The organism is Micromonospora sp. AMSO12t, from assembly GCF_008806585.1.
GTDB lineage: Bacteria > Actinomycetota > Actinomycetes > Mycobacteriales > Micromonosporaceae > Micromonospora > Micromonospora reichwaldensis.
On the sequence record NZ_WAAS01000265.1, the window covers coordinates 1 to 8,628 of the forward strand.

The window sequence follows — 8,628 nt, forward strand, 5'->3', positions numbered from 1 at the left end:
CGCCCCTGCGCCCACTGCGGACGCCAGGTGCCGCAGCGCGTCGGCGCCGGCCGGCCGTTCCGCTACTGCCGCGACAACGACGGCGCCTGCCAGCGCGCCTCGCGCAACAGCCGGATGCGGCACCGCAACGCCCCCGGCCTGCCCGGTCAGGTGGCCCGCACCTGGGAGGCGGTCGACCGGCTGGAGCAGGTCGCGGAGACCCTCGCCGACGCCCTGCACGCCGAGTTGTCCCCGGTGGGGGTGGAACGCCAGCTCGCGCAGGCCCGCGCCGACGCGGCGACGCAGGTCGCGGCGGCCCAGACCGAACGCGACGAGGCCCGCCGCGACGCCGAGGACGCCGCCGCGTCCGCCGTCCGGGCCCGCGAGGAGGCCCGGTCCGCCGCCGCCGAACGCAACGCCGCCCACGACGAGGCCCGGCGCGCCGGCGAGCGGGCCACGGCCGCCGTCGAACGCGCCGACCGGGCGGAGGCCGCCCGCGACGACGCCCGTCAGCAGGCCAGCGCCGCGGAGGCCCTGCGCACCCAGGCCGAACGCGACCGCGACACGGCCCGCCACGAGCTGCGCGCGCTACGCGTCGAGATCGACGCCGAACGCCGCCGCGGCACCGAACTCACCGGCGAACGCGACGCCGCCCGCGCCGACGCCGACCGGGCGACCCGCGCCGCAACCGAGGCCCTCGACCGCGCGCAGCGCCTGCACGCCGAGGCCGAGCAGGCCCGCGAGCGCGCCGGTCAGGCCCGCGCCGAGGCCGACGCCGCCCGCACGGCCGCCGCCGAGGCCGACGCGGCCCGGCAACGCGCCGAAGCCACGCACCGGGACGCCGAGGCCGCCAGGCGGCGCGCCGAGGCCACCGCCGAGCAGGCCCGCACGGAACTGGCCGCGCTCACCGGCCGGCACGACACGCTGCGCGCCGACCTGGCCGCCGCGCGCGAGGCCGCGAGCGCCGCCGAGGGCCGCGCTGCCGAGTTGACCGTACGGCTGCGCGCCGCCGAGACCGACCGCGACGAGGCGCAGCGGCGGGCGGCCCAGCTCGCCGAGCAGGTCAGCCACCTCGCCGCCGCCCTGGCCCACCTGGGCCCCCGCGCGACCGGCTGAGCTATCTCCGGTCACCCACGGGCGGTGGCGGTGTAGCGGCGGGCCAGCCGCGCGAAGGCGTCCCTGAGCTCGGCCGGGCCGACGACCTCGATGTCGACGTCGAAGCGGCCGATGGAGGCGGCCAGCCCCACCCACGACCACGAACCCAGGACGAGCCGGCAGCGGTGCGGGCCGAGTTCCTCGACTAGCGCGTCGTGCAGGTACCCGGACACCACAGCGGCCGGCAGGTCGAGGATCACCTCCCCGCGGCAGGGCCAGCCGTCGGCGCCCCCGGAGCCCTGGAAGCGGCTGGTCACGAAGGTCGCCACGTCACCCCCGGGCAGCTCACGTGGGGTGAACCGGGGCCCGGTGGGGGTACGCGGGCTGATCCGGTCGGCGCGGAAGGTGCGCCAGTCCACGCGGTCGAGGTCCCACGCCACCAGGTACCAGCGTCCGCCCCACGTGACGAGGTGGTGCGGCTGCACCCGGCGCGGCGCGGGCAGCCCACCGTCGCCGTCGGCCTCCGGCGGGGTCACGGGGGTGTAGTCGAAGCGCAGCACCTCGCGGGCGTGCACGGCGGCGCCGAGCGCCATGAGCACGCCGCTGTCGACCTGCCGGGCCGCCCGGGTCGGGGACCGCTCGACGGCGGTGACCTGGAGGATGTCGATGCGGTGGCGCAGCCGGGCGGGCATGACCTGCCGGACCGTGTGCAGTGCGCGCGCCGCGGCCTCCTCGATGCCGGCACCGGCGGTCGTGGCGCTCTGCAACGCGATGGCCAGGGCCACGGCCTGCTCGTCGTCGAACAGCAGCGGCGGCAGCTGCGCGCCGGCGGCGAGGCGGTAGCCACCGTCGGGTCCCTTGACGGCCGCAATGGGGTAGCCGAGCTCGCGCAGCCGCTCGACGTCGCGCCGTACGGTGCGCGCGCTCACGTCCAGCCGCGCGGCCAGCAGCCCTCCCGGCCAGTCCCGGCGTGCCTGCAGCAGCGACAGCAACGCCAGCAGGCGTGCGGAAGTTTTCGGCATTCCCCCATGGTGCCCGCAGAAGCGGACACATCCTGTCCGCTTCGGCTGCGAACGTAGGTCACGTGCCCACCGATGACGACACGAAGGACCCGAACGCCGTGACCGACACCGCCACCGCCACGCCCCCGACGACCCTCGACCCCGAGCGGGCCGACCTGCTCGCCGCGCTCTCGACCGCCCGATCCGCCCTGACCGGCACCGTCCGCGGCCTCACCGACGAGCAGCTCGGCCAGCGCCCGACGGCCAGCGCGCTGTGCCTGGGCGGGCTGGTCAAGCACGTCGCGGCCATGGAGCGATCGTGGCTGCGCTTCGTGGTCGAGGGCACCTCGGCCATGTCCTTCGCCCTGCCCGACGGGGTCACCTGGGCCGACATCACGGCCGGCACGGCCCGCGAGGTGCCGCAGTGGCTCGTCGAGCACGAGGCCGGCTTCCGGATGCTGCCCGGCGACACCCTGGCCGGGATCCTCGACCACTACGCGCAGGTCGCCGCCCGCACCGAGGAGACCGTCGCCGCCGTCGCCGACCTGTCGGCGACCCACCCGCTGCCGTCGGCGCCGTGGCACGAGGTGACGGGGGTGCTCAGCGTACGGGGGGTGCTGATGCACGTCATCGCCGAGACCGCCCAGCACGCCGGGCACGCCGACATCCTGCGCGAAAGCCTCGACGGGCAGCGGGCCACCTGAGCGCCCGGCGGGTTCCGGCCACCTGACCGGGACCCGCCCGACCCCGCCTCCGCCGCCCCGCAGGGAAGACGTGCACCGATGACCGTTCTGGACGCCCGGGCGCTCAACCGCGCCACGCTGGCCCGGCAGCTGCTGCTCGACCGCTCCGACGTGCCGGTCCTCGACGCCGTCGCGCACCTGTGCGGCCTGCAGGCGCAGGAACCACAGGAGCCGTTCGTCGGGCTCTGGTCCCGGGTGCGCGGGTTCGACCCGACGGCGCTGTCGGACCTGCTGACCGGCCGGCGCGTGGTGCGGATCCACCTCATGCGCCGCACCGTGCACCTCGTCACCGCCGACGACGCACTGGCGTGGCGGGCCCGCCACGACGGCATGCTGCGCCAGCGGGTACTCGGGGTCTACCGTCGCGAACTCGCCGGCGTGGACCTCGACGAGCTCGCCACGGCGGGCCGGGAGGTGCTGGCCGACGGCGAGCCCCGCTCGATGACCGGGCTCACGCGGGCGCTCGCCGACCGGTGGCCGGCACCGGGACCGAGGGCGCTGGGCGAGATGCTGCTCGCCGCCCTCGTCCCGGTGGTGCAGCTGCCGCCGCGCGGGCTGTGGCGCACGACGGCGGGCGTACGCAACGCGCTGCTCTCCTCCTGGCTGGGCCGCGAGATCGACCCGCCGGCCCCGCCGGGCTGCGACCCGGTCGGCGAGGCGCTCGTGCGGCGCTACCTGGCCGCCTTCGGTCCGGCCTCGACGGCCGACCTGCGCGCCTGGTCCGGCCTCGCCGGCCTGCCGGCGGCGGTGACCGCGATCCGCGAGGAGCTGGTCGTCCTGCGCGACGAGCGCGGGCGGCGGCTGTGGGACCTGCCCGACGCGCCGCGCCCCGACGCCGACACGCCCGCGCCGGTGCGGTTCCTGCCGGCGTTCGACAACGCGCTGCTCGGCTACGACGACCGCAGCCGCATCGTCGACGACGCCCACCGTGGCCTGTCGGTCGCCGGCGAGCGCGTCGTCCTGGTCGACGGCCGGGTCGCCGCCACCTGGAGCGTCGCGGCCGACACCGTGACCGTCGCCCCGCTGCGCCGCCTCTCCCGGGCCGAACGCGCCGCCGTGACCGAGGAGGGACGGTCGCTGGCGTCGTTCCTCTCCGACGACGCCAGCGACCGCGTACGCATCGCCGCGTCCACGCCCTGAGCACCGCACCGCCCGGGGCAGCGCAGGGACCGTCACCAGGCCATGATGCCGGGGTGGGAAAGACATACGAGCGCATCGAGGGCCGGCTGCGCAGCTTCATCGAGGACCAGCCCCTGTTCTTCACCGCCACGGCGCCGCTGTCGGGCGACGGCACCATCAACCTGTCCCCGAAGGGGCTGCGTGGCTCGTGGGCGGTCGTCGACGCGCACACCGTGGCCTACCTGGACTTCGCCGGCAGCAACGCCGAGACGATCGCGCACCTGCGGGAGAACGGGCGGATCACGCTCATGTGGTGCGCGTTCGACGGGCCGCCGAACATCGTGCGGGTGCACGGGCGCGGCGAGCCGGTGTTTCGCGACGACCCCCGCTGGGCGGAGCTGACGGGCCACTTCCCGGACATCGACACCAGCGTCCACGGTCTGCGGGCGATCATCGTCGTGCGCGCCGAACTGATCCGCGACACCTGCGGCTACGCGGTGCCGTTCATGTCCTACGACGCCGACCGCGACCTGCACGCCCGGCGGTTCGCCCGGGAGGACGACGCGTCGCTGAGCGACTACTTCGCCGGCAAGGACCACGTGGCCCGCAGCATCGACGGGCTGCCGGGCCTGCCGCTGCCGCTGCCACCGACCCCGGCGACCTGAGCCGGCCGCCGGCGTTCCCGGCGCGGGCTCACGGGCGAGCGGGGCGACGGCGAGGGGCGCGGCCGGCGCGTCACCGGCCGTGGCGACCTGCGCGGCTTCGGGGCGGCTACCATCGCCGGTGGCACAGCGAAACCCTCCACCCGCCCGACCCGGCCCGGGGCGACGCCGCCGGGCGGCTGGCGTGGCCGGCTACCCTTGTGCAGGCTCGCCCGGCGTACGGGCGGGAATGGCCCGGCGGGAACGGACCGTTACACCGAGAAGACCAGCACCACGAACGAGGGGAAGTCGATCATGGGCGAGCGTATGCTGCGTGGCAGCCGTCTGGGCGCGGTCAGCTACGAATCCGACCGCAACACGGAGCTCGCGCCGCGTCAGACCCGCGAGTACCTCTGCGCCAAGGGCCACCAGTTCGAGGTTCCGTTCGCCGTCGACGCCGAGGTCCCCACGACCTGGGAATGCAAGTTCGACGGCAGCGTGGCCCGGCTGGTCGACGGCAACGAGCCGGAGCAGAAGAAGGCCAAGCCGCCGCGCACCCACTGGGACATGCTGCTGGAGCGGCGTTCCATCGCCGAGCTGGAGGACATCCTCGCCGAGCGGCTGCAGGAGGTCCGCACCCGCCGCGGCCGCGCCTGAGCCGCACCGTCAACGCCACGGCGCCCCGGGAGCATCGCTCCCGGGGCGCCGTCGTGTCCAGGTCAGCTTCGGCCGGGCTCCACGATCTCCCCCTCGATGGCGCGGCCCCCGTCGACGACGGTGGGCTCGGCAGCCGGCTGCGGCTGCGGCGGCTGCTGCTGCTGCGGCGCACCCCGGTGCACCCGCACCCGGCGCGGCCCGAACAGGTCACCGGCGACCATCGACGACACCCGCCGCTCCGCGGCCCGCTGCACCCCGTTGCGGGCCAGCCGACGCACCGGCGGCACCAGCAACGACACCCCCACCAGGCCACTGAGCAGGCCCGGCATCGCCAGCAGCAGCGCCCCGAGCAGCCCCACGAGACCGTCGGTGACCTGCCGGCCCGGCGGCTGACCGGCCTGCGCGGAGGCCTTGAAGCCCCGCCAGGCGCGCATCCCCTCCCGACGCAGCAGCACCAGCCCCAGCAGCGACACCGCGAACACCACCAGCAGCGCCGAGCCGAACCCGATCGTCCGCCCCACCACGACGAACACCGCCAGCTCCAGCAGCGTCGCCGCCAACAGGGCCAACGGCACAAACCTCAGTCCTCGGCGCATCTCACCCCATTCGCCATCAGCGGCGCCTACGGCGGGGCCACCCCGCGCGGGCGCCGGCGCCCCATCCAGCATGACACGCCGCCGCTCAGGGCCACCGCACCTGACCTGTGGGGGTGCCGTGCAGGCCCCGCCGTACCGCCTGCCGCCGGTCCTGCACCCCCCACGTCGTGATCCGCCACAACGCCTCCGCCACGATCAGCGGGCTCATCTTGCTGCTGCCGCGCTCCCGCTCGGCGAACGTGATCGGCACCTCCACGATGCGCGCCCCGGACCGGTGCGCCAGCCGGGACAACTCCACCTGGAACGAATACCCCTGCGAACAGACCGACGCCAGGTCGAATGCGTCCAGGGCCGCCAGCCGGTACACCCGGTAGCCGCCGGTGGCGTCGGACAGCGGCATGCCCAACACCAGCCGCGCGTACAGGTTGCCGCAGCGCGACAGCAGCAGCCGCCGCAGCGGCCAGTTCACCACCCGCGCCCCGGCGGTCCACCGGGAGCCGATCACCACGTCGGCGTCGCGGGCGGCGGACAGCAACGCGGGCAGGTCCTCCGGGGCGTGCGAACCGTCGGCGTCCATCTCCACCACCGCGTCGAAGCCGCGCTCGCGGGCCCACGCGAACCCCGCCAGGTAGGCCGCGCCGAGGCCCTGCTTGCCCTCGCGGTGCAGCACGTGCACCCGGCGGTCGGCGCCGGCCAGGGCGTCGGCGAGCGCACCGGTGCCGTCGGGGCTGTCGTCGTCGGCGACCAGGATCTCCACCGCCGGCGCGGCGCGACGCACCCGCGCCACGATCCCCGCCACGTTGTCGGCCTCGTTGTAGGTCGGGATCACCACGAGCACCCGACCCACCCCCGGATGACCGGTGTCGGCCCGGGTGCCGGTCGTCTCGCCCACCGTCGCTCCCCCTTCGCCGGCGTACCGGCTGGTGTCACCCGGCGCGCGGCCGGCGGCGCAGCACGCCCGCGCCGACCAGGGCCGCCACGGCCAGGGTGGCCAGCGCCACCTCCGGCCACAACCCGACCCGGGTGGCCAGGGTGCGCCCGTCGTCCAGCCGCAGCTGCCGCACCACGACCGCTCGGGTGTTGAACCCGGTGGCGTCGCTTACCCGCCCGTCCGGGGCAACGAACCCGGACACCCCGACCGTGGAGGCCATCAACGCCGGCCGGCCGTGCTCGACCGCCCGCAGCCGCACCATCGCCAACTGCTGGCGCGCCTCGGCCACGTCGAACGTGGCGTTGTTGGTCTGCACCACCAGCAGCTGCGCGCCGCCGACGACGGTGTCACGCACCACCTCGTCGTAGGCGACCTCGAAGCAGATCACGTCGCCGAGCACCGCCGCCCCGGTCCGCAGCACCCCCGGCTCGCTGCCCGGCACGAAGTCGGCGCGTACCCGGTCGACCTGCTTGCTGACCATCCGGGCGAGATCACGCATCGGCACGTACTCGGCGAACGGCACCGGGTGCCGCTTCGTGTACAGCTGCTCCAGGTCCGGGCCGCTGCCGGGCCGCCACAGGATCCCCGCGTTGCGCACCTGCCCCTCCCCGGGGCCGCGCAGGACCGCACCGACGAGGATCGGGGCGCCGACCGCGTCGGCGGCCTGCGAGATGCGCGCCCCGGCGTCGGTGTCGCGCAGCGGGTCGATGTCGCTGGAGTTCTCCGGCCACACCACCAGGTCGGGGCGGGGCCGCACGCCCGCGGACACCTGCCCGGCCAGCTCGATCGTGGCGTCGACGTGGTTGTTCAGCACCGCCTGCCGCTGGGCGTTGAAGTCCAGCCCGAGCCGCGGCACGTTGCCCTGCACGATCGCCACCGTGACCGCGGCGCCGCCCCCCGCGCCCGACACCGGCACCAGCAGCCCCACGACGGGCACCGCGACCGCCGCGGCGGCCAGCCCAGCCACCGGCACCCACCAGCGCCGCCGCCCGCCCCACGGCCGCCACAGCGCCGCGACCAGCAGCCCACCCGTCAGCGCCACCGCGAACGTCACCAGCGGCGCGCCACCCCACGCGGCCAGCCGCAGCAGCGGCGAGCCGTCCTGGCTGAACGCCAGGCGCCCCCACGGGAACCCGCCGAACGGGGTGCGGTCGCGCAGCGCCTCCTGCCCCACCCACAACACGCCGGTCACCAACGGCCAACTCCACCGCGCCCGCTCGACCAGCGGCGACACGTACGCGCCCGCCGCGCCCAGCAGCGCCAGGTAGCCGGCCTGCAACAGCGACAGCAACACCCACGGCAGGTAGCCGGTGTGCAGGTTCGTCCAGCTCAGCAGCGGCGCGAACAACGCCACCCCGGTCAGGAAACCCAGCCCGGCGCCAGCGCGTACCCGACGCCGGTGCGTCGCCGCGGCCAGCAACGCCACGCCCAGCGGCGCGAGCGGCCACAGCCCGTACGGCGGGAACGCCGCCAGCAACGCCAACCCGGCGACCACCGCCATCGGCACGGCCACCCGCAGCGGCAGCGCACGCCGCGGCGCTCCGGGCGTCCCCGCCCCCACGGCGCCCGGCTGGCTGCTGTCCCCGGCCGGCGCCGGCACGTTGCCCACGATCACGGGCCGAAGGCTACCCGCCCACGAGTTCCCGCCCCGCCCGGCGCCGCACCCGACGCCCCGTCGCGGCGCGTAAGGGCGATTCCTCCCCGGCAGGGGGCCGCAGACACAAATCGGGGCGCGGCTCGCGCCGCGCCCCGATGCTCCCAGGCCCTTCCCGGCCGGTGGGGCGAGAATGAGCTGCGCCGACCTTCGGACCGACCCGACGTGGACTGGCTGCCCCCGCCTGGCCGTTGTCTACTGGCCGTGCACCT

General features: G+C 76.1%; 8 protein-coding genes and 1 pseudogene. 5 read left to right on the forward strand and 4 right to left on the reverse strand.

The genetic code is table 11. The features are described from left to right. The coding region (locus F6X68_RS27065) for a hypothetical protein (protein WP_225852449.1) at positions 1–1,095 on the forward strand (1,095 nt) is incomplete at its 5' end. A gap of 11 nt (positions 1,096–1,106) precedes the next feature. On the opposite strand, the gene F6X68_RS27070 is transcribed toward F6X68_RS27065, so the two are convergent. Beyond that, the gene (locus F6X68_RS27070; RefSeq protein ID WP_151456915.1) at positions 1,107–2,096 is read right to left on the reverse strand and encodes a YafY family protein; all 990 of its coding nucleotides are present in this window, start codon (positions 2,094–2,096) and stop codon (positions 1,107–1,109) included. 62 nt (positions 2,097–2,158) lie between these two features. Here F6X68_RS27070 and F6X68_RS27075 point away from each other — a divergent pair, with 62 nt between their 5' ends. From F6X68_RS27075 to F6X68_RS27090, 4 genes are all read left to right on the forward strand, one after another. Further along, positions 2,159–2,779 carry a DinB family protein gene (locus tag F6X68_RS27075; RefSeq protein ID WP_225852450.1) on the forward strand — a complete coding sequence of 207 codons (621 nt, stop codon included), beginning with the start codon at positions 2,159–2,161 and terminating at the stop codon, positions 2,777–2,779. 78 nt (positions 2,780–2,857) lie between these two features. Then, positions 2,858–3,958: a winged helix DNA-binding domain-containing protein gene (locus F6X68_RS27080; RefSeq protein ID WP_151456916.1), complete on the forward strand. Its 1,101-nt coding sequence runs from the start codon at positions 2,858–2,860 to the stop codon at positions 3,956–3,958. Positions 3,959–4,011: 53 nt separating this feature from the next. Continuing rightward, positions 4,012–4,602: a pyridoxamine 5'-phosphate oxidase family protein gene (locus tag F6X68_RS27085; protein ID WP_151456917.1), complete on the forward strand. Its 591-nt coding sequence runs from the start codon at positions 4,012–4,014 to the stop codon at positions 4,600–4,602. Between the two features lie 291 nt (positions 4,603–4,893). After that, positions 4,894–5,235 carry an RNA polymerase-binding protein RbpA gene (locus tag F6X68_RS27090; RefSeq protein ID WP_007460094.1) on the forward strand — a complete coding sequence of 114 codons (342 nt, stop codon included), beginning with the start codon at positions 4,894–4,896 and terminating at the stop codon, positions 5,233–5,235. A 62-nt stretch (positions 5,236–5,297) separates the two neighbouring features. Here the strand turns inward: F6X68_RS27090 and F6X68_RS27095 are convergent, their stop codons facing one another. The 3 genes and pseudogenes from F6X68_RS27095 to lnt all read right to left on the reverse strand — a co-directional run. Then, on the reverse strand, positions 5,298–5,831 hold the full coding sequence (locus F6X68_RS27095) for an FxsA family protein (protein WP_151456918.1): 534 nt from the start codon (positions 5,829–5,831) through the stop codon (positions 5,298–5,300). A gap of 85 nt (positions 5,832–5,916) precedes the next feature. Further along, positions 5,917–6,723: a polyprenol monophosphomannose synthase gene (locus tag F6X68_RS27100; RefSeq protein ID WP_151456919.1), complete on the reverse strand. Its 807-nt coding sequence runs from the start codon at positions 6,721–6,723 to the stop codon at positions 5,917–5,919. An 8-nt stretch (positions 6,724–6,731) separates the two neighbouring features. Beyond that, a pseudogene (gene lnt, locus F6X68_RS27105) lies at positions 6,732–8,470 on the reverse strand (apolipoprotein N-acyltransferase); the annotation flags it as partial. Between the last annotated feature and the right edge of the window lie 158 nt (positions 8,471–8,628).